We start from the raw sequence: 26,736 nt of genomic DNA, 5'->3' as shown, positions 1-26,736 counted from the left end.
CCTTACTTGGCGCTGTAGTCCAGCACTTCGATGGTGTGGTTGCCGTTGGTGAAGACGCAGATGTCGCCCGCAATCTTGAGGGACTTCTCGACTATGGTCCTGGCATCCAGATCGGTGTTTTCCAGCAGGGCGATGGCGGCGGACTGGGCGAAGTTGCCGCCCGAGCCGATGGCGATCAGATCATGCTCCGGCTGCACCACGTCACCGTTGCCGGTGATGATGAAGGATTTGTGCTCGTCGGCCACGGCCAGCAGGGCCTCGAGGCGGCGCAGGGCGCGATCGGTGCGCCAGTCCTTGGCCAGCGCCACGGCGGCGCGCTCCAGATTGCCCTGATGGGCCTGCAGTTTGGCTTCGAAGCGCTCGAGCAGGGTGAAGGCATCGGCGGTGCCGCCGGCGAAACCTGCCAGCACCTTGCCGTTGTAGAGACGATGAACCTTGCGGGCGTTGCCCTTCATGACGGTGTTGCCGAGGGAGACCTGGCCATCACCGCCGATCACGACCTGGCCGTTGCGGCGGACGGAAACTATGGTAGTCACTTTACTTACCTCGCTTGAGCCGAATGACGGCCGGACTGTGCATGGCAAGAAAGATGGGGATGGCAAACCGGCTTTTCAAGCCTGCCTGTTGTCGGGAAAAAGGGGGAGGCCTTGTCGGCGAGGAAGAGGGGAGTCGAAAGGAGAAGGGCCGGGGTTGTCCCCCGGCCCTTCTTGATTGGCTGTGTGGCTAGCCTTTCTTGGGGATGCAGCCGCTGATGCCGGAGCCTTGCAGCTTGCGGTTGGCCGCATCGACCGCCGCCTTGCCGCTGAAGGGGCCCACCATCACCTTGTAGACGGTGCCATTGGCGCCATTGACCACCTGCAGGCTGGAGGAGAGGCCGGCACCGAAGGCGATGCGCGCCTTGAGCGACTCTGCAGAATCCTGCGAGCGCAGGGCGGCGCACTGCATCATGTAACGACCGCCGTCGGCTGCCGCCGTCTGGGTCGCCGCCTTGGCCCTGGCGGCCTCGGCGCGCTCCCGCTCCAGTTCGGCACGGATCTCCCGCTCCATCCGCTCACGCTCGGCCTTCTGGTTGATCACCTGCTCCTGCGCGCTGGCGACCGGGGCGCCGGTGGCCGGCTTGGTCGGTTGCACCGGCTGCGGCTGGAAGGGTTTCACCTGGCCGAGAGGGGTCCCGGGCTGGGGGATCTCGGTCGGTACCGGCTGCGGCAGCTTCTCGGGTTGCAGGGTGAGGGTCTCGGCAGGCGGTGGCGGCAGCACGCCCGGCTGGGGCGGCGGCTCTATGATGTCCACCTGCTTGTTCTCCAGCCGCTCGATGTAGCTCCACTTCTCCTGGGGCAGGGTATGACCCTGTGCCTTGGGTTTGTTGGCCTTCACCTGTTCTTCGATGGTGGGGGCATCCGCCCCCTTGCCGTTGATCAGGTAGAGGAAGGCGCCAAAGCCGACGACCAGGGCCCCGGCCAGCAGTGCCGGGATAACAGGAAAGCGGCGAGGTGCCGCTTTCTTGATGTTACGACCACCGGCCCGTCGTCTCGGGCTGTTGCCGACGTAATCCCGGGTCGCCATCTATTACATGCGCTCCAGGGTGTGGATGCCCAGCACGCCCAGGCCCAGCTTGAGCACCTTGGCGGTGGCGGCACACAGCAGCAGACGGCTGTTGCGGGTCGCTTCGTCCACGCCGTCCTTGTTGATCGGGCAGGCTTCGTAGAAGGTCATGAAGTTGCCGGACAGCTCGTACAGATAGGTGCACAGCAGGTGCGGCATGCCCTTGTCCGCCACGCTGTTGACCGCGTCGGAGAACTGGATCAGCTTCTGGGCCAGCACCTCTTCGGCCTCTTCGTTCAGGGTCACGTGGCCGGTCAGGGCCTCGGCATCGATGTTCGCCTTGCGGAAGATGGACTGGATGCGGGTGTAGGCGTACTGCAGGTAAGGGGCAGTGTTGCCTTCAAACGACAGCATCATATCCCAGTCGAAGATGTAGTCTGTGGTGCGGTTCTTGGAGAGATCCGCATACTTGACCGCGCCCATGGCGATGGCGTGCACCACCTTGGCCTTCTCTTCGGCAGAGAGATCGCTGTTGCGGCTCTCCAGCAGGGCACTCGCGCGCTCTTCGGCTTCATTGAGCAGATCGACCAGCTTGACGGTGCCGCCGGAGCGAGTCTTGTAGGGACGACCGTCCTTGCCCAGCATCATGCCGAAGGCGTGGTGCTCGAGGGGGACGGACTCCGGCACATAGCCCGCCTTGCGGGTGATGGTCCAGGCCTGCATCAGGTGCTGGTGCTGACGGGAGTCGATGAAGTACATGACACGGTCGGCGCCCAGGCTCTCGTAACGGTACTTGGCACAGGCGATGTCGGTGGTGGTGTAGAGGAAGCCGCCGTCGCTCTTCTGGATGATGACGCCCATGGGCTCGCCATCCTTGTTCTTGAACTCGTCCAGGAAGACCACGGTCGCCCCTTCGCTCTCGACCGCCAGGCCGCGGGCCTTCAGGTCGGCCACTATCTGGGGCAGCATGTCGTTGTACATGGACTCACCCATGATGTCCTTGTTGGACAGGGAGATGTTCAGGCGGTCGTAGTTGCGCTGGTTCTGCTCCATGGTCATGTCGACCAGCTTCTTCCACATGGTGCGGCAGTACTCATCGCCACCCTGCAGCTTGACCACGTAGTTGCGGGCGCGCTCGGCGAAGGCTTCGTCCTCGTCATAGTGACGCTTGGCCTGGGTGTAGAAGGCTTCCAGGTCCTTGAGCTCCATGTCGGAGGCGTGCTCGTTGGCCATCTTCTCCAGATAGGCGATCAGCATGCCGAACTGGGTGCCCCAGTCGCCGATGTGGTTGGCACGCACCACCTTGTGGCCGAGGAACTCCAGGGCGCGGGCGGCGACGTCACCGAGGACGGTGGAGCGGATGTGGTGCACCGCCATCTCCTTGGCCACGTTCGGCGCCGAGTAGTCCACCACCACGGTCTGCGGGGCCGGCAGCTTCACGTTGGCGTTGGCGGAGGTCACCATGGCTTCCACCTGACCGGCCAGCCAGCTCGGGTCGAAGAAGAAGTTGATGAAGCCGGGGCCGGCGATCTCGACCTTGGCGATCAGATCGGAGGCGGGCAGGTGCTCTATGATGGCAGCGGCCAGCTCACGGGGGTTCTTGCGGGCCGGTTTGGCCAGCAGCATGGCCAGGTTGGTGGCCAGGTCGCCGTGAGCCTTCTCCTTGCATCGGTCTACTTGCACCCGGGCTTCCAGGTCGGCCGGCAGGACGCCCGCAGACTTGAGATTGGCTACCGTTTGTTCAAGTAGATGATGAATATGCTCTTTCATAACTGACCACCGAGGTTGCGCGTCGAAAAATGACTGACTGGATAAGGGCGTGAATTTTACCCGCATCGGGCCGAGAAAACTATAGGAATGGCCCGACCCCCTTGGGGTGGCGGATATTTCACTGCGTTTTTCACCACATTGCAGAATATTGATTTGGATAAGTGGTGGTTATCCATTTCTACTGCATATCGAAGCGGCTTGTCCAGGCTATTTTCCCCTGATTGTTAAGGGGTTATTTATTCCAATTTGGTCTGAATGATCCCGTGTCGTCCGGCGGTCGTATCCTTAGAGGAAGTCGCTAGAGGACGATTCCCATGACACTGGTGCTGTTTCCACTCTCCGCCCACCTGCTGCCCGGCGGCATCATGCCGCTGCGCATCTTCGAGCCCAGGTATCAGCGCATGATAGCCGAGGTGCGGGAGCGGGAGTTTGCGCTCTGCATGCTGGACCCCCGCCAGCCCGATGCCCTGCGCAACATGTATCCCATCGCCACCCGGGTGCGGATCATCGATTTCGATCTGCTGCCGGACGGCCTGCTCGGCATCACGGTGCTCGGGGTGGAGCGGGTCAGGATAGTCGATCTGTGGCAGGAGCCGGACGGCCTGCGGGTCGGCGAGGTGGAGCCGCTGCCCCCCTGGCAGAGCGGACGGCTCAAGGCCGACCAGCACTCCCTGGCCAAGGCGCTGCAGGATGTGTTCAACGACTACCCCGAATACGCGGCCCTCTACCCCGAGCCCGACTGGGATGACGCCAGCTGGGTAGCCCAGCGCTGGCTGGAGGTGCTGCCCATCCCGGTGGAGCAGAAGCAGTGGCTGGTCGCGGCCAAGGACAACCAGCCCGCCCTCTCCCTGTTGAGCGGCCTGCTGGTCGCGAGCCACTGAATTCCCGTCCCCGGTGATCCTTTTGCCCCGCCCGTCGTAATGGTGATGACAGCAACACTCAAGGGATGGCGCTATGGCATATACTGGCCAACCACAATCGGCTCCACGCAGGACATTGCCCCCCATGGACAACCCAGATGGCGATCTGACGTCTCTTCTCATCCGGGTGGCCGAACATGGCGACAAGGTCGCCTTCGCCACCCTGTTCCACCACTTCGCGCCGCGTATCCGCAGCTATGGGATGCGCCACCTCGGCAGCGAGGCCAATGCCCTCGAGCTGGTGCAGGAGACCATGCTGCTGGTGTGGCAGAAGGCGCGCCTCTATCACCCCGAGAAGGGGGCGCCGACTACCTGGATCTACACCGTCATGCGCAACCAGAGTTTCGACATGCTGCGGCGCCGTCGCGCCAGCAAGGAGGATCTCTGCGCCGAGGAGCTGTGGCCCCTGCTGGAGTTCAGGGCGGAGGAGGAGCACCTGAGCGGCGGAGAGGACGCCGTGCTGACCCGCCAGATGGCCGATTACCTCGCCACCCTGCCGGAGCCGCAACAGCAGGTGGTGCGCGGCATCTATCTGCAGGAGTTTTCCCAGCAGGAGCTGGCCGACAGGCTAGGTGTGCCGCTCGGGACCATCAAGTCCCGCCTCCGGCTGGCATTACAGAAACTGAAAGAGCAAGTGGAGCAAGGCCATGATTAAGACCCATCCGACCGAACTCATGTTGCGGGCCTTCGCCGCCGACGAGTTGCCGCTGCCGCTGGCCGTCGGTGTCTCTGCCCATTGCGAGCTCTGCCCCGAGTGTGCCGCCCGGGTACAGACCCTTGAGGCCGAGCTGGCGAACCAGCTGCTGGCGCCAGCCGCACCGGACCAGGTGCTGCCGGCCGGGCTCGACGCCATGCTGGCGGAGATACTGCAACAGCCGGTGGCAACGGCGGCCGAGCTAGCGCCGCGCGCGCAGCCGGCGCCCGAGTTGCGGGTCGCGGGCCAATCCTACCGGCTGCCACGGGTGCTGGCCCGCCACCATGCGCCCAAGTGGCGCCATGTGGGCGCCATTCGCCAGCACAGCCTGCCGCTGGACGAGATGGGGGCCCGCGCCAGCCTGCTCCATATCGAGGCCGGTGGTCGCATCCCCGAGCATACCCACAAGGGCTATGAGCTGACCCTGCTGCTGGCGGGCAACATGCAGGAGGGGGACATCTGCTATCAGGCGGGGGACTTCATCTGGCGCGACGCCAGCCACGCCCACAGCCCGCACACCCCGGACGGCTGCCTCTGCTACACGGTGCAGGACGCCCCCGTCCACTTTACCAAGGGACTGTCGCGGCTGCTCAACGGCATCAGCCACCGCCTCTACTGAGGTGGGCAGCAATAGAAAAAGGGACCGAAAGGTCCCTTTTTCATGGTGTCGCGGCTGAATCAGGCCACAAATACCAGGTAGACGGCGAAGGCCACCACGAAGCGGTAGATGGCGAAGGGGATGAAGTCGAGGCGACGGATCAGCGCCAGGAAGGTCTTGATGGCGATCATGGCGACCACGAAGGCGGTGACGAAGCCCACCGCAAACATGGGGAGGTCGGCCATGGAGAGGAAGTCGCGGCTCTTGTAGAGGTCCAGTCCGCTGGCCGCCATCATCATGGGTACCGCCATGATGAAGGAGAACTCGGCCGCCGCATGGCGGCTGATGCCCATCAGCATGCCGCCGCTGATGGTGGCGCCGGAGCGGGAGAAGCCGGGCCAAAGCGCCAGGCACTGGAACAGACCTATGCCGAACGCCTGCTTGTAGCTGATGTCGTCCAGGGTCTCTGCGGTGACGGCGGGGCGGCACTTCTCGGCGATGATGAGCAGTATGCCGCCGGCCACCAGGGCATACATCACGGTTTCAGGGCCAAACAGATGGGCCTTGATCCAGCTGTGGATGGCCAGCCCGATGAGCACGGCGGGCAGCATGCCGAGGATGATGTGCACCAGTGAGAGGGTGGCATGCCCAGGTGCCGGTTTCTGACCGAAATGGATGCCGATGAGGCCGAACAGGCGGCGCCAGAACATGACGACCACCGCCAGGATGGAGCCCAGCTGGATCACCACCTCGAAGGTGGCGGCCTTGGGGCCTTCGAAACCGAGCAGGTGGCCGACGATGATCATGTGGCCGGTGGAGGAGACGGGCAGAAACTCGGTCAGGCCTTCCACTATGCCCAGCACGAAGGCCACAAACAGGGCGTAGGATTCGGTCATGGTACAGATCTCTTGGTTGATGGGTCCGGATAAAATCAGCCCCGATCAGGGTCGGGGCGGCCAATGATGGCGGAAAATCACGCGGGCAACCAGAGAATATTGGGGGCTCCTGTGCGGTTTCCGGCCCTTGTCCGGCGGCCTGCCCCTTCCGCATGGTGCAGGGCCAGGGCGCTGCGGCTTGAGTGGTTCTGCCCCGGGCGTCGTTGCCGCCCCGTCACCTTCTGACATGGCCGCCACGGGCAGCCAGCGGCCCGTGGCGGGGCCAATTCGTCATGCCAGCACCGCCAGGATCTGCTGCTGCAACACCTCGTCCAGTGGCGGCAGGGCCAGGGCCTCGACCGCGCTCACTATCTGCTGCGGGCTGCTGGCGCCGATCAGGGCGCAGCTCACCACGGGATCGCGCAGTACCCACTGCAATGCCAGCTGTGACAGGGGTTGCCCCCTCTGCTGCGCCAGGGCGTGGAGGGCGCGAATGCGGGCCAGCTTGTCCGCGGTGATCTGGTCGGGCTTGAGGAAGGGGCTGGCGCTGGCGGCGCGGGAGTCCGCCGGGATCCCTTCCAGATAGCGATCGCTGAGCAGGCCCCCCGCCAGGGGCGAGAAGGCGACCACCCCCATCCCCTGTTCGCGGCAGACCGGTAGCGTCTCGGCCTCGATGTCGCGCTGGAACAGGGAGTACTTGAGCTGATTGACCAGGCAGGGGGTGCCGAGTTCGGCCAGCCGGGTCGCCGCCCTGGCGGCAAGCTCGGCCGGGTAGTTGGAGAGGCCGACATAGAGCGCCTTGCCCTGGCGCACCATGAGCGCCAGCGCCTGACAGGTCTCTTCCAGCGGGGTGCGGGGATCCGGCCTGTGGTGGTAGAAGATGTCCAGGTAGTCGAGCCCGAGCCGGCGCAGGCTCTGGTGCAGGCTGGCAAACAGGTATTTGGCGCTGCCGCCGTCGCCGTAGGGGCCGTCCCACATCACATAACCCGCCTTGCTGGCGATGATGAGCTCGTCTCTGTAGGGGGCCAGACTGCGTTTGAGCACGCCGCCGAAGGTGGTCTCGGCGGAGCCTGGCGGCGGCCCGTAGTTGTTGGCGAGATCGAAGTGGGTGATCCCGAGATCGAAGGCCTGATGCACCATGGCCTTCACCCTGGCGGGCTCGCTCCCGGCGCCGAAGTTGTGCCAGAGGCCGAGGCCTATGCTGGGCAGGCGCAGGCCGTGGCGACCGGCGGGGCGGTAGGGCTGGCGCTGGTAACGATCCGGCGCGGCGAGGTAGTGATCATCCATGTTCATCAAGACTCCTGAGTTGGCTCGGTGGACTGTCGTTAGCAAGAGGAGGCGAAGAGCCCCCTCCTCTTCATAAGGGGAGGGGTATCATCACGCCTCCCCCTTTTCGAAGGGGGAGGTCGGGAGGGGTCTTAGCCTGCGGGGATCAGACGGTAACGGGTCTGATGGTGATACAGCCGGCCTGGCAGCAGCCAGGGGTCGCCGAGCTCGGGCCGGTTCGGGCTGTCCGGCAGTTGCTGCGCCTCCAGGCAGAAACCGTCGTAATCCCGGTATGGCCGACCGCTGCGGTCCAGCGTGCTGGCCAGCCAGTTGCCGGTGTAGAACTGCAGGGAGGGCTGATTGGTGTGGACCTCCATCACTAGCTGCCCATCCCCCGAGACCACCCGTGCCGCCCACGGCTGTGCGGGGCCGTTCAGCACAAAGGCGTGGTCAAAGCCCTTGGCCTGCAGCTGCTGGGGATGGCTCAGCCAATCCTGCCCGATGAGGCGCTCATTGCGCAGATCGAAGGGGCCCTCCACCGGTGTGATGGTGAGCGGCAAACCGCTCTGGTCGGTGGGCAGGAAGCGATCGGCATTGATGCTGATGGCATGATTGCGAATATCGGAGCGCACATCGCTGCCGCCCTGGTGGCTATCGAGATTGAAGTAGGCGTGGCTGGTGAGGCTGACCGGGGTCGGTGCATCCGTGCTGGCTCTGAAGTCGATTACCAGATCCTGTTGCTCCAGCCGGTACTCCAGGGTCACCCGCAGGTTGCCGGGGAAGCCCTGATCTCCCGCCCTTGAGAGCAGCGCCAGCCTGACCCTGTCCATCTCCTGCTCCTTGATCTGCCAGGGCTGGCGATGGAATCCGTCGTGCCCGCCGTGCAGGCAGTGGGGGGCCTGATTGGCGTCGAGAGACCAGCGTTCGTCCCCTCGTACCAGCTCGGCGCCGCCGATGCGGTTGGCAAAGCGACCCGCTACCGCCCCCAGCCACACCTGCTGGGTGGCATAAGCCTCGTCGGCACAGCCCAGCAGTACTTCACGGCGCTGGCCAGCTACCGGCAGGCTGAGGGAGGTGAGGGTGGCGCCAAATTCGAGGCCGCGCAGGCGCAGCCCCTCCTCGTTTTCCAGTTCGAATGTCTTCATGGTTTGCCCGTTTCGATGATCGGTGAGCTGTCACTCATCTGCTTCCCGTTAGAGCCTGCCGGCCCCGGCGCTGGCGCGGCAGACGTAGCAGTCCGCCTTGAGGCCAAACCTGGCCGGATACTCGGCCTCGACCACGGCGATCACCTCGTCCACCTGCACCGGGCGCAGCAGGGCCACCACGCAGCCGCCAAAGCCGCCGCCGGTCATGCGCACGCCGCCCTGGGTGCCGATCTGGGCCTTGATGATCTCCACCAGGCCGTCGATAGGGGGCACGGTGATCTCGAAGTCGTCCCGCATGGCGGCGTGAGACTGCCCCATCAGTTCGCCGAGGCGTACCAGATCGCCGCTTGCCAGGGCGTCGGCGGCGGCCAGGGTGCGGGCGTTTTCCCCCACCACGTGGCGGGCACGACGGTAGCAGGCCTCGTCCAGTCCGGCCTTGCCCGCTTCCAGCGCGGCCAGATCCAGGTCGCGCAGCGCCTTGACCCCGTAGTGACGGGCGGCGGTCTCGCACTGCTGGCGGCGGGTGTTGTATTCGCTGTCCACCAGGCCGCGGCGCACGTTGGAGTTGATGATGAGCACCGCCAGATCAGTGGGCATGGGGATGAGGCGGGTCTCCAGGGAGCGGCAGTCCAGCAGCAGGGCGTGGTCCGCCTCGCCGCTCGCCGAGATCATCTGATCCATGATGCCGCAGTTGCAGCCGACAAACTGGTTCTCCGCCTGCTGGCCGTTCAGGGCGATGTCGGCCTGGCTGATGGAAAGCCCCAGGGCTTCCTTGAAGGCCTGGCCTATGGCCACCTCCAGGGAGGCGGACGACGACAGGCCGGTGCCCTGGGGCACGTTGCCCGAGACCACCAGGTTGAGGCCGCGCAGGGCATGGCCACGGGCCTGCAGATGCTTGACCACGCCGCGGATGTAGTCGCTCCAGCGCTGGTCCGGGTGATGGGTGATGGGCTTGTCCAGGCTGAACAGATCCCGCTGGTTGCCGTAGTCGGCGGCGATCACGTGCACCAGGTTGTCGCTGCGCAGGCCGATGGCGACGCAGGTCTCGTAGTCGATGGCACAGGGCAGCACGAAGCCGTCGTTGTAGTCGGTGTGCTCGCCGATGAGGTTGACGCGACCGGGGGCGCGCACCAGCAGGTCGGGTTGTTGCTCAAACTGCTCGGCAAACACGGCGCTGACGCGTTGGCTGGGGGTCATGGGGTCACCTCATTGGCTTTGTAATGAACGGGGGAGAGGGAACGCAGGCGCTCGGCGGCTTGCTCCGGCGTCAGAACACATTGACTGGGTTTCATCGCATTTCCCCATCGGCCTGGTTGTAGTGAATGGGGGAGAGGGCGCGCAGTCGTTCTGCCGCCTGTTCCGGCGTCAGGTCCCGCTGGGTTTCGGCCAGCATCTCGAAGCCCACCATGAACTTGCGCACCGTGGCGGAGCGCAGCAGGGGCGGGTAGAAGTGGGCGTGCAACTGCCAGGCCTCGGGGCAATCGGAGCGCGGCGGCGCGAAGTGCCAGCCCATGGAGTAGGGGAAGCTGCACTCGAACAGGTTGTCGTAGCGGCTGGTGAGCTCCTTGAGCGCCACCGCCAGATCCTCTTGCTGCTCCGGGGTGAGATCCAGCATTGAGGGCACATGGGCCTTGGGCAGCAGCAGGGTTTCGAATGGCCAGGCCGCCCAGAAGGGCACCACGGCCAGCCAGTGTGCCGTCTCCACCACGATGCGTGAGCGGTCTTGCAGCTCGCGCTCCACGTAGTCCCGCAGCAGCGGGCGGCCGTGCTCGGCCAGCCAGTCGCGCTGGTGCTGCTCTTCGCGGGCTATCTCGTTGGGCAGGAAGTCGCTGCCCCACAGCTGGCCATGGGGGTGGGGGTTGGAGCAGCCCATGACGGCGCCCTTGTTTTCAAAGACCTGCACCCATTCCCACTGGCTCGACAGCTCGGCGACCTGGCTCATCCAGGTGCGGATCACCGCCTCTATGGCGGGCAGGGGCAGCTCGGGCAGTGTCTTGCCGTGATCCGGCGAGAAGCAGATGACCCGGCTGGTGCCGCGGGCGGCCTCCAGCTTGAGCAGGGGATCCTGCTCGCCGTCGGCGGCCGGGGTGTCCTGCATCAGGGCGGCGAAGTCGTTGGTGAAGACGAAGGTGTCCCGATAGTCGGGGTTCTGGTCGCCGGTGACGCGCTTGTTGCCGGCGCAGAGGAAGCAGTCCGGATCGTGGGACTGGCTCGGTGCCTGGCTTATTTTTTCGACCTGACCCTGCCAGGGGCGCTTGGCCCTGTGGGGGGAGACCAGCACATACTGGCCGGTCAGCGGGTTGAAACGGCGGTGGGGGTGATCAACAGGGTTGAACATCATCACTCCAATCAATGAGTTGAGAAAATCGTAACGGGCAGGCCGGCAGGCCTACTCCTCGTAACCGTTCGGGTTGGCGAGCTGCCAGCGCCAGCTGTCGGCGCACATGGCCGCGAGATCCCGGCTGGCGTGCCAGCCCAGCTCGCGCTCGGCCTTGGCGGGGTCTGCCCAGCATTCGGCGATGTCGCCCGGGCGCCTCGGTTCGATGCGACAGGGCAGGGGGCGGCCGCATGCCGCCTCGAACGCCGCCACCATCTGCAGCACACTCTGGCCCTGGCCGGTGCCCAGGTTGTAAGGGTGGACGCCGCCTTGCCCCGCGCAGTGGTGCAGCGCCTTGACGTGCCCCTCGGCGAGATCCATCACATGGATATAGTCGCGCACCCCTGTGCCGTCCACGGTGTTGTAATCGTTTCCAAAGACCGAGAGGCAGTCACGACGACCTATGGCCACCTGAGTGATGTAGGGCATGAGATTGTTGGGCATGCCCTGGGGATCCTCCCCCAGAGTGCCGGATTCGTGGGCGCCGACCGGGTTGAAGTAGCGCAGCAGCGTCATGCTCCAGTGGGGTTCGGCGGCTTGCAGATCCTCGAGGATCTCCTCGATGATCAACTTGGATCTGCCATAGGGATTGGTGGCGCTGCGGGGGAAGTCTTCCCGGATGGGGGTGCTGGCCGGGTCGCCGTAGACGGTGGCCGAGGAGCTGAACACCAGGTTGTGAACCCCGGCCCGCTTCATCGCCTGCAGCAGCACCAGGGTGCCGCTCAGGTTGTTCTCATAATATTCGAGGGGGATCCGGGTCGATTCGCCGACCGCTTTCAGGGCGGCGAAGTGGATCACGGCGTCTATCTGCTGCTCGGCGAAGATGCTGTCCAGCAGGGCGGGATCACGAATGTCTCCCTGATAGAAGCGGGGCATCTGTCCGCTGATGGCGGCAACCCGTGTCAGCACGGCGGCCTTGCTGTTGCAGAGGTTGTCCACCACCACGGGCTCCATGCCTGCCGCCTGCAAGGCCAGGCAGGTGTGGCTGCCGATATAGCCGCAACCGCCGGTCACCAGTACTCTCATCCTCTTCTCCACCGTTCGTGCCTCACGCAAGGAAAGCCTGAGCAGGAGTCTAGCCGAGGGGCTGGCGGACAAACTGTGAACTGGTTAACAAAATGGTGGAAACGATTACACTTATTTGTGTGGTTATAAATGCATCGATATGGCTTTTCCCCCTGTTATCAGTGACATTGCCCGGTATAATGGCGCCATATCGAACCGTGAAATAAGTGAAAACAGCATGAGCACCATCAAGGATGTCGCCCGTTTGGCCAACGTATCGGTGGCAACGGTTTCACGGGTGATGAACAACTCACCCAAGGCCAGTGCCGCCTCCCGCGAGGTGGTGCAGAAGGCCATGGCCGAGCTGGGCTACACCCCCAACGCCAACGCCCGGGCCCTGGTCAGCCAGACCTGCGACACCATGGGTGTGGTGGTCGGTGACGTGGCGGATCCCTTCTTCGGTGCCCTGGTCAAGGGGGTCGCCGCAGTGGCGGTGGAGCAGGGGTTGCACCTGCTGATGGGTAATGGTTTTCACCGCGCCCAGCAGGAGCGGGAAGCGATCGAGCTGCTGATCGGCAAGCGCTGCGAGGCGCTGGTGGTGCACAGCAAGGCGCTCAGCGACGAGGAGCTCATCGACTACGCCCTGCGGGCCCCCGGTATGGTGCTGATCAACCGCGACATCCCGAGCCTGAGGGGGCGCTGCATCGCCCTCAACAACCGGCAGGGGGCCGCCACCGCGACCCGCCATCTGCTGGAGCTGGGGCACCGCCACATCGCCTTCCTCAGTTCGGATCACGCCATCGAGGATGCCCTGCTGCGCCATCAGGGTTATCAGGATGCCCTGGCCGAGGCGGGCCTGAGCGCCGATCCCGAGCTGGTGGAGAGCGGCATGCCCAATGAGGAAGGGGGGGAGCGCGCCATGCTCAACCTGCTGGCCAAGGGGTTGCCCATCACGGCCGTGGTGGCCTACAACGACGCCATGGCGGCAGGGGCCATCTCCGTACTGGCAGACAACGGTCTCAAGGTGCCGGAAGAGGTCTCTGTGGTGGGCTTCGATGACATCATCTATGCCAGATACCTGAGGCCCAAGCTCTCTACCATGCGCTATCCCATCGAACTCATGGCCGCCCAGGCCGCCAAGCTGGCGTTGCAACTCGCCGCCGGGGAGAGCGAGACGGTGCAGAGCCGGATCTACACCCCGACCCTGATCAATCGCCACTCGGTCGCGCCCGTCAGGCTCTGATCGCTTCATCTTCCCGCCGCCCATGGCGGTGGGGTGAAGGCGGTTGGAGGCACGTCTACAGGCTCAGGCTTTTGTTCAACAGCCCCTCGGCGACGCCCGTCGTGCTCTGCGCGTTGCGCCCCCTGTCGCCGTCATGGCGGTGGGGTGAAGGCGGTGGAGGCACGTCTACCGGCTCAGGCCTCTGCTAAGCGCCCCATTCTCTAATTAACAGCCCGTCGGACTCTGCGCGTTGCGTCTCCTGTCGCCGTCATGGCGCTGGAGTCGGGCGCAGAGGCGTCTTTGCGTGGTCATGTCTTTGTTCAACAGCCGCCTGATGGTGCCCGCCGCTCTCTGCTCAATCGCCACTCGGCTGCGCCTGCCAGGTTCTGAGTGCTGCGCCTCCTTGCCGCCGTCATGGCGGTGGGGTGGGACGCAGAGGCACAGCCGCCAGCCGCGGCTCTGATGACGGGCTGTGAAAGGCCCGTTCGAAGCCAAACCCTCTCTTTTCCCCCACTTCCCCGGTCCGGATCGCCCTGTTTCAGCCTGCCTGTGCGGCGGGGTGACCTTTTACTTTCATTTATCTGATTTTTACTCTGTTTTACTTAACAAAATCAGTGTAATCGTTTACATCTGTGTGAGCGAGATCGCCGATCACCGGGCAAAACTCCCCTACACTGCATGCGTTATCTGTTGCATGCAGGGAGAGAGAAGAATGCTCAGGGAGATAGTGGCCCGTCAGGACTGGCAGACCCAGGCGATTACCTCGGTGAATCGTCTGCCTGCCCATACCCCCTTGTTCAGCTGGCGCAGCGAGGCCGATGCCCGTGCCGGGCTCCCTTCGCCGTCCCGCATGCTGCTCGATGGCGACTGGCGTTTCTCCTTCTTCAAGGCCCCCGAGCTGGTGCCAGAGGCGTGGCTGAGTGGGGATCTGCCCGGTGCGACGCCCATCAGGGTGCCTGGCAACTGGCAACTGCAGGGGTTTGATCGCCCCATCTATACCAACATCAAGTACCCCTTCCCCTGCGATCCGCCCCGGGTGCCGGCCGAGAATCCCACCGGCTGCTATTCCCGCGAGTTTGAACTGCCCGTCGACTGGCTGGCCAGCGGCCAGACCCGCATCATTTTCGATGGGGTGGACAGCGCCTTCCATCTGTTCTGCAACGGCCGCTGGGTCGGTTACTCCCAGGACAGCAGGCTGCCCGCCGAATTCGATCTCGGCGACTTCCTGCAGGCCGGTCCGAACCGGCTGGCCGTGCTGGTGCTGCGCTGGTCCGATGGCTCCTATCTGGAGGATCAGGACATGTGGCGCATGAGCGGCATCTTCCGCTCCGTCAGCCTGCTGCACAAACCCGAGCACCGGCTGCTGGACGTGCGGCTGACCCCGGTGCTGGACGCCTGTTACCGGGATGCCCGTCTCAAGGTGGCGCTGCAGGTCAATGAGGGCGCAGGGCTGGCGGTGGAGGCCAGGCTCTATTTCGGTGAGACCCTGATCGCCGATCGGCGCCAGCCGTTGGGCACTAGTACTATCGACGAGAAGGGCGCCTACACAGACAGGGCTGAGCTGTGGCTGGAGGTAGCGGCGCCGCACAAGTGGAGCGCCGAGACGCCGCACCTCTATCGACTGACCCTGACCCTGCTGGACGAGCAGGGCGAGCCCATCGAGAGCGAGGCCCATGACGTGGGTTTTCGGGCTGTGGAGATCCGTGGCGGCCTGCTGAGGGTCAACGGCCAGCCCCTGCTGATCCGTGGCGCCAATCGCCACGAACACGATCCCGCCCTGGGCCATGTGGTGACCCCGGCCGCCATGGAGCAGGATCTGCGGCTGATGAAGCAGCACAACTTCAACGCGGTGCGCTGCTCCCACTACCCCAACCATCCCGAGTTCTACCGGCTGTGTGACCGGCTTGGCCTCTACGTGGTGGACGAGGCGAACCTTGAGACCCACGGCATGACCCCCATGGGGCGGCTGGCGCAGGATCCCGCCTGGAGCAGCGCCTTCCTCGAGCGGGTGACCCGCATGGTGGCGCGGGACTTCAACCACCCCAGCATCATCATCTGGTCGCTGGGCAACGAGTCCGGCTATGGTCCGGCCCACGACGCCATGTACCAGTGGGTCAAACGGGCGGATCCGAGTCGCCCGGTCCAGTACGAAGGGGGCGGGGCCGATACCCCGGCCACCGACATCATCTGCCCCATGTATGCCCGTACCCACCAGGATCAACCCTTTCCGGCGGTGCCCAAGTGGGCGCTGGCCAAGTGGATAGGCCTGCCGGAAGAGACCCGGCCGCTGATCCTCTGCGAATATGCCCACGCCATGGGCAACAGCCTGGGGGGCTACGCCCACTACTGGCAGGCGTTTCGCGATCATCCCCGCCTGCAGGGCGGTTTCGTGTGGGATTGGGTGGATCAGGGGCTCGACAAGCAGACCGACGATGGCCGCCATTTCTGGGCCTACGGCGGTGACTTTGGCGATGTTCCCAACGATCGCCAGTTCTGCTGCAACGGCCTGCTGTTCCCGGATCGGACGCCGCATCCCGCCCTGTTCGAGGCGAAACGGGCCCAGCAGCCCTTCGTGCTGACCCTGGTCGGCCAGAAGCCGCTGACGGTGGAGATTCATAGTGAATACCTGTCCCGCCCCACGGACAACGAAGTGCTGCGCTGGCAGCTGCTGGAGGACGGTGTGGTGCTGAGCCAGGGCGAATGCCCGCTCGCGCTGGCGCCCAGAGGCAGCGTGACGCTGACCCTGCTGGAGCGGCTGCCGGGCTTTGCCGCAGGCTCCCTGGCCTGGCTGGATCTGGCCATAGTGCAGCCCGCTGCCACGGCCTGGGCCGGGGCGGATCACGAGGTGGCGCGCCAGCAATGCATGCTGCCGACCCCTCTGGCCATGCCAGCTACCCGAGCGCCCGCCCCCTTGAGCGAGCAGCCGGACCACTGGCTGGTGCGTGCCGCGGGCAGCGAGTGGCGGCTGGACAAGGCCAGCGGCCGCATCAGCAGCTGGCAGAAACAGGGCCGCGAGCGGCTGCGTGAGGCCATCGCCGATCACTTCTACCGGGCACCGCTCGACAACGACATCGGCACCAGCGAGGCGGATCACGCGGATCCCAACGCCTGGATTGCCCGCTGGCAGGAGGCCGGGCTCAATGATCTGCAGCACCGCTGCCTCGGCCTGGAGGCTAACCCCGATGGGGGGACGCTGGTCGCATCCCACGGCTACTTCGTCGGGGAGTCGCTGCGGCTGCTGACTCGCTGGCATCACAGCTTTGATGCCGACGGCGCCATGGCGCTACGCATCGAGGTGGAGGTTGCCGCCGACATGCCGTCGTTGCCCCGGATCGGCGCCAGGCTCTGGCTGGTCGACGAGGTCGACGAAGTGAGCTGGCTGGGGCGCGGTCCCCACGAGAACTACCCGGACAGGCTGCTTGCCGCCGACCTCCATCGCTGGCAGTTGCCGCTCGCGGCCCTGCACACCCCCTATGTGTTCCCGACCGACAACGGGCTGCGCTGCGATACCCGTGAACTGCAGCTTGGCGAGATTGCCGTCGAGGGCCAGTTTCACTTCAGCGTCAGCCGCTACAGCCAGCAGCAGCTAGCCCAGGCCCGTCATCAGACCGATCTGCTGGCTCGGGGGGGAGTGCACCTCTGTCTGGATGGTTTCCACATGGGTGTTGGGGGGGATGACTCCTGGAGCCAGAGCGTGAGGCCCGAATTCTGGTTGCCACCTGGAAGTTACAGCTGGAACTGCATTTTTCGCTAGATGGACTAGTCTTGCATGGTGAGGCTTCGAAAGAGGCCCTAACTTACATAACTATTTAATTTTTAACAATATTGCTTCTATGTAACAGAGTGTAAACGTTTTCATTTTGTTGCCATGATCACAGACCGATATACAACAAACTGATTACATTAGGCTGGCGCCAGTTCAAATGGTGTACAGCATTCCCTACAAAAACAGATATTAGAGATCGGAGCATAACAATGAAAAAACTCACGACAGTTGCCACCTTGCTGATGGGACTGATGGCGGGAGCCCAAGCCCAGGCCGATACCCGTATCGGTGTCACCGTCTACAAGTATGACGACAACTTCATGGCCGTGGTGCGCAAGGCCATCGAGAAGGAAGCGGCAGCCAATCCCGGCGTGGAGCTGCTGATGAATGACTCCCAGAACGACCAGTCCAAGCAGAACGACCAGATCGACGTGCTGCTGGCCAAGGGCGTGAAGGCGCTGGCCATCAACCTGGTTGACCCGGCGGCGGCCCCTGTCGTGATCGAGAAGGCCCGTGCGGACGAGATCCCCGTGGTCTTCTACAACAAGGAACCGAGCGCGGCCGATCTGGCCAGCTATGACAAGGCCTACTACGTGGGTACCGACTCCAAGGAGTCAGGCATCATCCAGGGCCAGCTGATCGCCAAGCACTGGAAGGCACACCCCGAGTGGGATCTGAACAAGGATGGCGTCATCCAGTTCGTGCTGCTGAAGGGCGAGCCGGGCCACCCGGATGCGGAAGCCCGCACCACCTACGTCGTCAAGACCCTGAATGACGGCGGCGTCAAGACAGAACAGCTGCACATGGATACCGGTATGTGGGATACCGCCATGGCGAAAGACAAGATGGACGCCTGGATCTCCGGCCCCAACGCCAACAAGATCGAAGTGGTCATCGCCAACAACGACGGCATGGCAATGGGCGCTGTTGAATCCCTGAAAGCCCAGGGCAAGACTGCCATCCCTGTGTTCGGCGTCGATGCCCTGCCGGAAGCCCTGGCCATGGTCAAGAGCGGTGCCATGGCGGGTACAGTGCTGAACGATGCGGCCAACCAGGCCAAAGCCACCTTCGAGCTGACCAAGAACCTGGCTGAAGGCAAGCCGGCCGGTGAAGGCACCAACTGGAAGATCGACAACAAGGTCGTGCGCGTTGCCTACGTGGGCGTAGACAAAGACAACCTGTCCCAATTCGAGTAATTCCTCCCCTCAGGGCAAGGGAGATCCCCTTGCCCTTTTTTCAACCAGATGTGATGGCTGATATGACAACACGGCAACAATCAGAATGGCTGTTGGAGATGATTGACGTCAGTAAGAGCTTTCCTGGCGTCAAGGCACTCGATAATGTCAATTTACGGGTCCGTCCTCATTCTGTGCATGCGTTGATGGGCGAGAATGGCGCAGGGAAGTCCACGCTGCTCAAGTGCCTGTTCGGCATCTACGAGAAGGATCAGGGCAAGATCTTCTTCAAGGGACAGGAGATCAACTTCACCTCGTCCAAAGAGGCGCTGGAGAATGGCGTTTCCATGGTGCACCAGGAGCTGAACCTGGTACTGCAACGCACCGTGATGGACAACATGTGGCTCGGTCGCTACCCCACCAAGGGGTGGTTCATCGACCACGGCAAGATGTATGACGACACCAAGCGCATCTTCGACGAACTGGACATCGACATAGACCCGCGGGTCAAGGTCGGCACCCTCTCCGTCTCCCAGATGCAGATGATCGAGATCGCCAAGGCATTCTCCTATGACGCCAAGATCGTCATCATGGACGAACCCACCTCCTCCCTGACCGAGAAAGAGGTCAACCACCTCTTCAAGATCATCAACAAGTTGAAGGACAAGGGGTGCGGCATCGTCTACATCTCCCACAAGATGGAAGAGATCTTCCAGCTCTGTGACGAGATCACCATATTGCGGGATGGCCAGTGGGTGGCGACCCAGCCGCTCGAGGGCATGACCATGGATCAGATCATCGGCATGATGGTCGGTCGCGAGTTGACCCAGCGCTTCCCGGAGAAAACCAACCAGCCCAAAGAGGTGATCCTCGAAGTCGAGCACCTGACGGCCAAGAATCAGCCTTCCATCAAGGACGTGAGCTTCAACCTGCACAAGGGGGAGATCCTCGGTATCGCCGGTCTGGTGGGGGCCAAGCGCACCGACATAGTCGAGACCCTGTTCGGCATCCGCGATCACAGCGACGGTGTCATCAAGCTGCACGGCAAGGAGGTCGCCAATCGCAACGCCCATGAGGCGATCCAGAACGGCTTCGCCCTGGTGACCGAGGAGCGCCGCTCCACCGGGATCTACTCCCGTCTCGACATCGCCTTTAACTCCCTGATCGCCAACATGGACAACTACAAGGGATCCATGGGGCTGCTCAGCGACAACAAGATGAAGAGCGATACCCAGTGGGTCATCGACTCCATGCGGGTCAAGACACCGACCCAGCAGACACAGATTGGCTCCCTCTCCGGGGGCAACCAGCAGAAGGTGATCATAGGCCGCTGGCTGCTGACCCAGCCGGAGATCCTGATGCTGGATGAACCGACCCGCGGCATAGACGTCGGGGCCAAGTTCGAGATCTACCAGCTCATCCTGGAGCTGGCGAAGAAGGACAAGGGGATCATCATCATCTCGTCCGAAATGCCCGAACTGCTGGGGATCACCGACCGCATCATGGTGATGAGCAATGGCCGGGTCGCCGGGATCGTCAATACCAAAGAAACTGACCAGAGCGAGATACTGCGCCTGGCATCTCTGTACCTCTAGAGACAGGAAGACATTTATGGAGTCGGCTAAAAATTTCAATCTGATGCAGGCGCTCAAGGAAAACGCCATCTACCTGGTGCTGCTGGTGCTGCTCATGGTTATCGTGATCCAGGAACCCTCCTTCCTGAGCCTCACCAACCTCAGCAACATCCTGACCCAGTCCTCGGTGCGGGTCATCATAGCGCTGGGGGTGGCGGGCATCATCATCACCCAGGGGACGGATCTCTCGGCCGGTCGTCAGGTCGGTCTGGCGGCGTTGATCGCGGCCACCATGTTGCAGGCCCTGACCAACGTCAACAAGGTGTTCCCCAGTCTGGGTGAAGTGCCCATCCCGGCGGTGATCCTGCTGGTGTGTGCTGTGGGGGCCCTGATCGGTCTGGTCAACGGCCTGATCGTGGCCTACCTGAACGTGACGCCCTTCATCACTACCCTGGGCACCATGATCATCGTCTACGGCATCAACTCCCTCTACTTCGACTCGGTAGGTGCCTCCCCTGTGGCCGGCTTCGACCCCCGCTTCTCCAGCTTCGCCCAGGGCTTTATCCGGATAGGGGGATTCAAGCTCTCCTATCTCACCTTCTATGCGGCCATCGCCAGCGTCTTCGTCTGGGTGCTGTGGAACAAGACCCGTTTTGGCAAGAACATCTTCGCCATCGGCGGCAACCCGGAAGCGGCCAAGGTCTCCGGCGTCAACGTGGCGGTCAACCTGGTGATCATCTATGCCCTGGCCGGCGTCTTCTACGCCTTCGGCGGCATGCTGGAAGCGGGCCGGATCGGCAGCGCCACCAACAACCTCGGCTTCATGTATGAACTCGATGCCATCGCGGCCTGCGTGGTGGGCGGGGTTTCCTTCGCCGGCGGTGTGGGAACTGTCGCGGGTGTGATCACCGGCGTGCTTATCTTCACGCTGATCAACTATGGTTTGACCTACATAGGTGTCAGTCCCTACTGGCAGTTCATCATCAAGGGCGGCATCATCATCCTGGCGGTAGCCCTGGACTCCATGAAGTACGCCAAGAAGAAGTAAGCATTGGCAGGGGGGCCGGGTTATCCCGGCCCTTTCTCTTTGGAGGGATCCAATCCATGGCATTCAAAGTCAAGATCAACGTGCTGCTGCTGCTCGCCATCCTGGTCACCATAGGTACCGCCTGGTTCAGCGTCAACCACTTCATCAGCGCCTACATCCGCACCCAGGCCACCCAGAACATCAACGAGCAGATCACCCTGGTCAAGGAGAAGCTGGCCGGTGACATCAACCAGAAAGTGCTGCTGGCGGCGAACCTCAATCTCGGGGTGACCAGCGTCAAGAAGGCCCTGCAGGAGACCGGCTTTCACAACATCGTCAAGCTGATCGGCGACATGGCATTCGACGTGAACGGGGTCATCGACGACAAGGCCAGGGTCGAGGCTCTGCGCAAGCTGATCCCCGCCGCCAACAACCAGATCACCGTCAGCCCGCTGGAGCAGCTGGACGGCAAGCCGGTCATCTCCATCCTGGTGCCGCGCGGTGCCGATTCCGCCTACCTCTACTACCTCGACATGAGCGAGTTCAAGGCGCTGCTGGAGAAGGTGAGCGGGGAGGGGCGCTACTTCTCCCTGAGCGACAGTCAGGGCCAGGTGCTCTACAGCAGCAAGCCACAGGGGGAGAGCGAGTCTCGCCCCAACCAGCTGGATATCCGTGGCAGCCAGTGGACCCTGACCGGTTACGTGGATCTCGATTACATCCGGTCCATGACCCGGTCCCTCAACGGCCAGATCATCATGGCGCTGTTCGGCGTGGCGATAGTGGTGATGGTGCTGGCGATGCTGGCGCTCAATGTGGCCTATAGGCCCATCCTCTCCCTGCGAGATCTGGTGCTGGAGCTCTCTCGCGGCAGCGGCGATCTGACCCGCCGGCTGACGGTGACCAGCACGGACGATCTCGGCCAGATCTCGGCGGGCATCAACCGCTTCATCGAGCGGCTGCAGGAGATGATGGGAGAAGTACGGGAAGCCTGCGGCCAGCTCAACAGCGGCATCGAGGGGCTGGCCAGTCAGACGGGCTCCGCCCAGGGACTGCTGGCGGACCATGTGCGGGAGACCGAGCAGGTGGTCACCGCCATCAACGAGATGAGCCGCACCGCGGTCTCCGTCTCCGAGAGTGCCGCCAGCACGGCCCAGCTCACCGGCCAGAGCCAGCAGCTCGCGAGCCAATCGCGCCGGGTGGTGGATCAGGCCATGGCCAGCGTGACCGCCCTGGTGACCGAGGTGGAGACCACGGCCCACTCCATCGCCGCCATGCAGCAGGATGTGCAGCAGATAGGTTCCATCCTGGGGGTCATCGGCGGCATCGCCGAGCAGACCAACCTGCTGGCCCTCAACGCCGCCATCGAGGCAGCCCGGGCCGGTGAGCAGGGGCGCGGGTTTGCGGTGGTGGCCGACGAGGTGCGCTCCCTGGCGGGCCGTACCCAGAAGAGCACGGCCGAGATCCAGACCATGCTGACCCGGTTGCAGCGGGGCACCCAGACCGTGGTGGCGGCCATGGGCAACACCCGGCAGAGCTGTCAGGATGCGGCAGAGAACACCAGCAAGGTGAATGCGTCGCTGGATCTGATGGCGGGGGAGGTGGTGGAGATCAACGATCTCATCAGCCACATCGCCACGGCGGCGGAGCAGCAGAGTGCGGTCGCCGAAGAGATCAACCGCAACATGAGCGCCATCGCCGAGGTGATCACCCAGCTCAAGGGCAATGGCGAGCGGACGGTGGAGAGTTCGACCTCGATGCAGCACACCTATGACAGGCTGCGGGAGATAGTGGGGCACTTCCGGCTGGAATAAGGTCGGTTGGACTGGTGATGGGCACCCTGGCCGCCGTGGTCAGGGTGACAGCGCGCCGGGAAAGCGTGAAAACGCCCAAAAAAGATGGGGGCGACTTGCGTCGCCCCCGATAGTCTTATCGCTCATATCCTTGAACGAAGTTGCTCCCTGCAATCCCTGACTATACCTCTTCCTTTAGGTTTCCCCTTCCCAATCCTTTGGGGTGTCCTTTAGCCATCATGGCCTGACGAGTCATCCGTTCCCGTCGCACTTTCTCCGTCCTGGGAGGTGTCCTTTACCACATCCTGTGGTGAGTCCATTTGCCCAACCCTGGCAGCCAGTCTTCCTGACCGACTTCATTGCGTCCGTGCAGGAGTAACTATAAGGATTTCCCGGGGGACGACAACGGCATGTTGAAAAACGTTTTTTCCAAACTCGTTTCTCGAGAAATGATAATGATGTTATTTCTTTATGGAACAATATCTTGTGCTTTTTAAGTGCGGTTTTTTTGCGCCTATCTTCCGACTATGGCGAGAATTTTTGAGGCTCTTGGCTTACACCTGCCATGGCGAATGTCTCACAGCTCGTTTAACTGAGGTTCAGAAAAGTCACCAGGGTCAGAGTCGATCGCGGATAGGCGAGCCGGGGCCGACAGCATCCAGGTCGTAGGCGCCTGTGCCAGGTCGGGTTGAGGGGGAACACGGAGGGGTGCATGGGGTTGCTGGCCGGAAGCGGCTAACAGGAGCTGGCTATAGGGGGAGGGGTATGCCGGCGTGGGGAGCTGACAAGCCAGGAGGAGGGATCCTCCCCCTGGGGGCAGTATCAGTGGTGCTGCTGACCGCCATACCATTGGCACAGATAGGCGGGGATCAGCATCTGGGGCGCCTGGTCAACATGGCACACCACCAGCGGCATGGCGGGGGCGCCCTGGGCCTGAACCAGGGCCGGTGTCATGGGCAGAACCAGGGCGACCAGCAGAAACAGCGATTTGATCTTCATGGTTATCTCCTTGGTGATAGAAAATAGCGTGATCTTGATCACTTTCTGAGTTAAGGCGAACCAGGGAGCGGCGCAAGGCGGTGCAATAAATTCAACTAATGAAAAAACTTTAAAACCCGGATGCAATGGCGCTGGTGAGAAAAGCATCGCCAGGATGCGCTCAGAATGCATATCCATATAAAGGAGATGCGATGAGTACCACAGCACGGAGGGCTGTCCGTGCGGGTTGGCGCCGATGCCATGATCTGGGACAAGAGATGGATTATTCAGGCGAAGGGATGCAGATGACTATTTATGTGACGAGGGGAGGGAGTATTTATGAGGATAAATGCATGGATGAACGCATAAAATTCAAACAAAAAATAAAATGAAGCTATGTTAATGATTTTATTGATTATTTATAATTGAGAATATCCATTTATAGATATCGCGCATGAATGAAAACGTTATCTTTGAGAAATAAAACCTGTCTTTATTGCGTAAAAATGCGGTCAGCATTAATGGGTAAATGTCATTTATGTAAACTCCATCATAAATTAACTTCTGATTTTATTCAGTCTCGAGTGAATGTGATCAATGTCTAAGTTTGCAGTGATTGCTAGTCCTAACCTCTGTCACGAAAGGCAAGGGCAGGATAGAACACAAGCTGAATACCCTACATAAAGAATATCCCGCCTTAGCCACGAGCCAGAATAGAAGGAATCTATTCAATCACTCGCAGGGACCACTGCTAGACGGAATATAATCATGAGCAAATTTTATGTAGGTTCTGAAGTTGGCCAACTGCGCCGCGTCATGCTGCACCGCCCCAACCTCAGTCTGAAGCGTCTGACCCCTTCCAACTGCCAGGATCTGCTGTTCGACGATGTCCTGTCCGTTGAACGTGCCGGTCAGGAGCACGACAAATTCGCTCAGGTACTGCGCGATCAGAATGTCGAAGTCTTCCTGCTGACCAACCTGCTGGCCGAAACCCTGGATGTGCCGGAAGCCAAAGCCTGGCTGCTGCAACATCAGGTCTCCGATTATCGCCTCGGCACCGCCCTGGCCAATGACGTGCGCTGCTTCCTGGCGGACATGCCGCACCGCGAGCTGGCCCGCATCCTCTCCGGTGGCCTGACCTACTCAGAGATGCCCTACAGCGGCGTCAACATGGTGGTCGGCATGCACGCCCCGACCGACTTCATCATAGAGCCGCTGCCCAACCACCTCTTCACCCGTGACACCTCCTGCTGGGTCTATGGTGGCGTCTCCATCAACCCCATGGCCAAGGCCGCCCGTCGCCGCGAGACCAACCATGTGAAGGCCATCTACCGCTGGCACCCGCAGTTTGCCGGCCAGGACTTCATCAAGTACTTCGGTGACGAGGATCGCGACTACGACAACTCCACCATCGAAGGGGGCGACGTCCTGGTTATCGGCCGTGGCGCCGTGCTGATCGGCATGTCCGAGCGCACCACGCCGCAAGGGGTGGAGCACCTGGCCCGCGGCCTGTTCAAGCACGGTCAGGCCAAGCAGGTCATCGCCATGCAACTGCCGAAACACCGCAGCTGCATGCACCTGGACACCGTCATGACCCACATGGACATAGACACCTTCTCCGTCTATCCGGAAGTCATCCGCAAGGACGTGAACTGCTGGAGCCTGACCCCGGGCGGCGCCACCGGCATGAACATCAAGGAAGAGGGCTACTTCGTCACCGCCATCGAGAAGGCGCTGGGCGTGGATCAGCTCAAGCTCATCACCACAGGCGGTGACAGCTTCGAGGCCGAGCGCGAGCAGTGGAATGACGCCAACAACGTGCTGACAGTACGCCCCGGCGTGGTGGTGGGTTACGAGCGCAACACCTACACGAACGAGAAGTACGACAAGGCCGGCATCACAGTGCTGCCCATCCCGGGTGAAGAGCTGGGACGTGGCCGCGGCGGCGCCCGCTGCATGAGCTGCCCGATGGAACGTGACGGCATCTGACAAGACGGCGTGGCGCCGGCAGAGGCTGGCGCCACACACACCAAGACTCGAGAGTAACACTCATGAAAAAACCAACTGTCGTCGTCGCCCTGGGTGGCAATGCCCTGCTCCGTCGTGGCGAGCCCCTCGAAGCTGACATCCAGCGCAAGAACATAGCGACCGCCGCCAAGACCATCGCCCGGATCGCCGAGGATTACAACGTGGTGCTGGTGCACGGCAACGGCCCGCAAGTCGGCCTGCTGGCCCTGCAGAACAGCGCCTACACCAAGGTCTCCCCCTATCCCCTGGATGTGCTGGGCGCCGAGTCCCAGGGCATGATCGGCTACATGCTGATCCAGGAGCTCAAGAACCTGATGCCGAGCCGCAACGTCACCGCGCTGCTGACCCAGGTGCAGGTCGACCCCAAGGATCCGGCGTTTGCCAACCCGACCAAGTTCATCGGCCCCGTCTATGAGGAAGCCGAAGCCCGCGCCCTGGCTGCCGAGAAGCAGTGGAGCGTCAAGGCAGACGGCAAGTTCTTCCGCCGTGTGGTGCCGTCCCCGCTGCCCCAGCGCATCGTCGAAGGCGACGCCATCGAAACCCTGATCGCCCAGGGCCACCTCATCATCTGTACCGGTGGTGGCGGCATTCCGGTGACCTGGGATGGCCACTGCCTGACCGGCATCGAAGCCGTCATCGACAAGGACATGTCTGCCGCCTACCTGGCCAAGCAGATCAAGGCCGATGCCCTGCTGATCCTGACCGATGCCGATGCCGTCTACCTGGATTGGGGCAAGCCGACCCAGCACCCGCTGCGGGTCACCAGCCCGGCCGAGCTGGCTGGGGTCAAGTTCGACGCAGGCTCCATGGGGCCCAAGGTCGAAGCGTCCTGCGAATTCGTCAAGGCAACCGGCGGCATGGTCGGCATAGGTTCCCTGGAAGATGGCCTCGCCATCCTCAAGGGGGAAGCCGGCACCAATATCGTCGCCACCCATACCGTGAATGCTTGAGTCGTTGAATCACTGCGTAGTTAACAACACTGCC

The 26,736-nt window shown here is 62.6% G+C and carries 21 protein-coding genes; 11 read left to right on the top strand and 10 right to left on the bottom strand.

Annotation, left to right across the window (positions count from 1 at the left end):
- Nucleotides 1-2: 2 nt before the first annotated feature.
- From hslV to argS, 3 genes are all read right to left on the bottom strand, one after another.
- Nucleotides 3-536: an ATP-dependent protease subunit HslV gene (gene hslV, locus AC3WR3_RS13895; protein ID WP_025328697.1), complete on the bottom strand. Its 534-nt coding sequence runs from the start codon at nt 534-536 to the stop codon at nt 3-5.
- Between the two features lie 187 nt (nt 537-723).
- The gene (locus tag AC3WR3_RS13890; RefSeq protein ID WP_139437992.1) at nt 724-1,563 is read right to left on the bottom strand and encodes an SPOR domain-containing protein; all 840 of its coding nucleotides are present in this window, start codon (nt 1,561-1,563) and stop codon (nt 724-726) included.
- 3 nt (nt 1,564-1,566) lie between these two features.
- Complete coding sequence (gene argS, locus AC3WR3_RS13885; RefSeq protein WP_492292122.1) at nt 1,567-3,312, bottom strand: arginine--tRNA ligase; 1,746 nt, start codon at nt 3,310-3,312, stop codon at nt 1,567-1,569.
- A 314-nt stretch (nt 3,313-3,626) separates the two neighbouring features.
- Between argS and AC3WR3_RS13880 the strand changes: the two genes are divergently transcribed.
- The 3 genes from AC3WR3_RS13880 to AC3WR3_RS13870 all read left to right on the top strand — a co-directional run bounded on the left by AC3WR3_RS13880 (nt 3,627) and on the right by AC3WR3_RS13870 (nt 5,545).
- On the top strand, nt 3,627-4,193 hold the full coding sequence (locus AC3WR3_RS13880) for an LON peptidase substrate-binding domain-containing protein (protein ID WP_319917398.1): 567 nt from the start codon (nt 3,627-3,629) through the stop codon (nt 4,191-4,193).
- Nucleotides 4,194-4,317: 124 nt separating this feature from the next.
- The gene (locus AC3WR3_RS13875) at nt 4,318-4,887 is read left to right on the top strand and encodes a sigma-70 family RNA polymerase sigma factor (RefSeq protein WP_025328693.1); all 570 of its coding nucleotides are present in this window, start codon (nt 4,318-4,320) and stop codon (nt 4,885-4,887) included.
- Nucleotides 4,880-5,545 (top strand): ChrR family anti-sigma-E factor, encoded by a 666-nt coding sequence (locus tag AC3WR3_RS13870; RefSeq protein ID WP_492292121.1) that lies wholly within the window; start codon nt 4,880-4,882, stop codon nt 5,543-5,545. The genes AC3WR3_RS13875 and AC3WR3_RS13870 overlap by 8 nt, the downstream gene beginning before the upstream one ends.
- A 59-nt stretch (nt 5,546-5,604) precedes the next feature.
- Here the strand turns inward: AC3WR3_RS13870 and bacA are convergent, their stop codons facing one another.
- From bacA to galE, 6 genes are all read right to left on the bottom strand, one after another.
- A complete protein-coding gene (bacA, locus tag AC3WR3_RS13865; protein ID WP_247627545.1) occupies nt 5,605-6,420 on the bottom strand; it encodes an undecaprenyl-diphosphate phosphatase in 816 nt (271 codons plus the stop codon).
- Between the two features lie 270 nt (nt 6,421-6,690).
- Nucleotides 6,691-7,686 carry an aldo/keto reductase gene (locus AC3WR3_RS13860; protein WP_492292169.1) on the bottom strand — a complete coding sequence of 332 codons (996 nt, stop codon included), beginning with the start codon at nt 7,684-7,686 and terminating at the stop codon, nt 6,691-6,693.
- A gap of 131 nt (nt 7,687-7,817) precedes the next feature.
- The gene (locus tag AC3WR3_RS13855; protein WP_492292120.1) at nt 7,818-8,810 is read right to left on the bottom strand and encodes a galactose-1-epimerase; all 993 of its coding nucleotides are present in this window, start codon (nt 8,808-8,810) and stop codon (nt 7,818-7,820) included.
- 48 nt (nt 8,811-8,858) lie between these two features.
- A complete protein-coding gene (gene galK, locus AC3WR3_RS13850; protein ID WP_492292119.1) occupies nt 8,859-10,007 on the bottom strand; it encodes a galactokinase in 1,149 nt (382 codons plus the stop codon).
- A 91-nt stretch (nt 10,008-10,098) separates the two neighbouring features.
- Nucleotides 10,099-11,148 (bottom strand): UDP-glucose--hexose-1-phosphate uridylyltransferase, encoded by a 1,050-nt coding sequence (locus AC3WR3_RS13845; RefSeq protein WP_492292118.1) that lies wholly within the window; start codon nt 11,146-11,148, stop codon nt 10,099-10,101.
- A 51-nt stretch (nt 11,149-11,199) separates the two neighbouring features.
- Nucleotides 11,200-12,213 carry a UDP-glucose 4-epimerase GalE gene (gene galE / locus AC3WR3_RS13840; RefSeq protein WP_492292117.1) on the bottom strand — a complete coding sequence of 338 codons (1,014 nt, stop codon included), beginning with the start codon at nt 12,211-12,213 and terminating at the stop codon, nt 11,200-11,202.
- A gap of 217 nt (nt 12,214-12,430) precedes the next feature.
- Between galE and AC3WR3_RS13835 the strand changes: the two genes are divergently transcribed.
- The 6 genes from AC3WR3_RS13835 (at nt 12,431) to AC3WR3_RS13810 (ending at nt 22,767) form a co-directional block, all read left to right on the top strand.
- Nucleotides 12,431-13,435, top strand: a complete 1,005-nt coding sequence (locus tag AC3WR3_RS13835) for a substrate-binding domain-containing protein (RefSeq protein ID WP_106885518.1) — start codon at nt 12,431-12,433, stop codon at nt 13,433-13,435.
- A gap of 691 nt (nt 13,436-14,126) precedes the next feature.
- Nucleotides 14,127-17,168, top strand: coding sequence for a beta-galactosidase (locus AC3WR3_RS13830; protein WP_492292116.1), 3,042 nt, complete (start codon nt 14,127-14,129; stop codon nt 17,166-17,168).
- A gap of 221 nt (nt 17,169-17,389) precedes the next feature.
- Nucleotides 17,390-18,376, top strand: a complete 987-nt coding sequence (gene mglB / locus AC3WR3_RS13825) for a galactose/glucose ABC transporter substrate-binding protein MglB (protein ID WP_025328672.1) — start codon at nt 17,390-17,392, stop codon at nt 18,374-18,376.
- Between the two features lie 53 nt (nt 18,377-18,429).
- Entirely contained in the window at nt 18,430-19,950 is a 1,521-nt protein-coding gene (gene mglA / locus AC3WR3_RS13820) for a galactose/methyl galactoside ABC transporter ATP-binding protein MglA (RefSeq protein WP_265435042.1), read from the top strand.
- Between the two features lie 16 nt (nt 19,951-19,966).
- Nucleotides 19,967-20,977, top strand: a complete 1,011-nt coding sequence (mglC, locus tag AC3WR3_RS13815) for a galactose/methyl galactoside ABC transporter permease MglC (RefSeq protein ID WP_041206572.1) — start codon at nt 19,967-19,969, stop codon at nt 20,975-20,977.
- A gap of 56 nt (nt 20,978-21,033) precedes the next feature.
- Entirely contained in the window at nt 21,034-22,767 is a 1,734-nt protein-coding gene (locus AC3WR3_RS13810) for a methyl-accepting chemotaxis protein (RefSeq protein WP_492292115.1), read from the top strand.
- Between the two features lie 801 nt (nt 22,768-23,568).
- Here the strand turns inward: AC3WR3_RS13810 and AC3WR3_RS13805 are convergent.
- Nucleotides 23,569-23,745, bottom strand: coding sequence for a hypothetical protein (locus AC3WR3_RS13805; RefSeq protein ID WP_139437965.1), 177 nt, complete (start codon nt 23,743-23,745; stop codon nt 23,569-23,571).
- Between the two features lie 747 nt (nt 23,746-24,492).
- Between AC3WR3_RS13805 and arcA the strand changes: the two genes are divergently transcribed.
- Together arcA and arcC are read left to right on the top strand one after the other, a co-directional pair.
- Complete coding sequence (gene arcA / locus AC3WR3_RS13800; RefSeq protein ID WP_025328667.1) at nt 24,493-25,713, top strand: arginine deiminase; 1,221 nt, start codon at nt 24,493-24,495, stop codon at nt 25,711-25,713.
- 62 nt (nt 25,714-25,775) lie between these two features.
- The gene (arcC, locus tag AC3WR3_RS13795) at nt 25,776-26,702 is read left to right on the top strand and encodes a carbamate kinase (protein WP_043128648.1); all 927 of its coding nucleotides are present in this window, start codon (nt 25,776-25,778) and stop codon (nt 26,700-26,702) included.
- Nucleotides 26,703-26,736: the final 34 nt, after the last annotated feature.

This window comes from Aeromonas sp. EU05-FHT14A05 (assembly GCF_058791175.1).
Note: the sequence above shows the minus strand (reverse complement) of the source record. Positions and strands in the feature narration are given on the sequence as shown.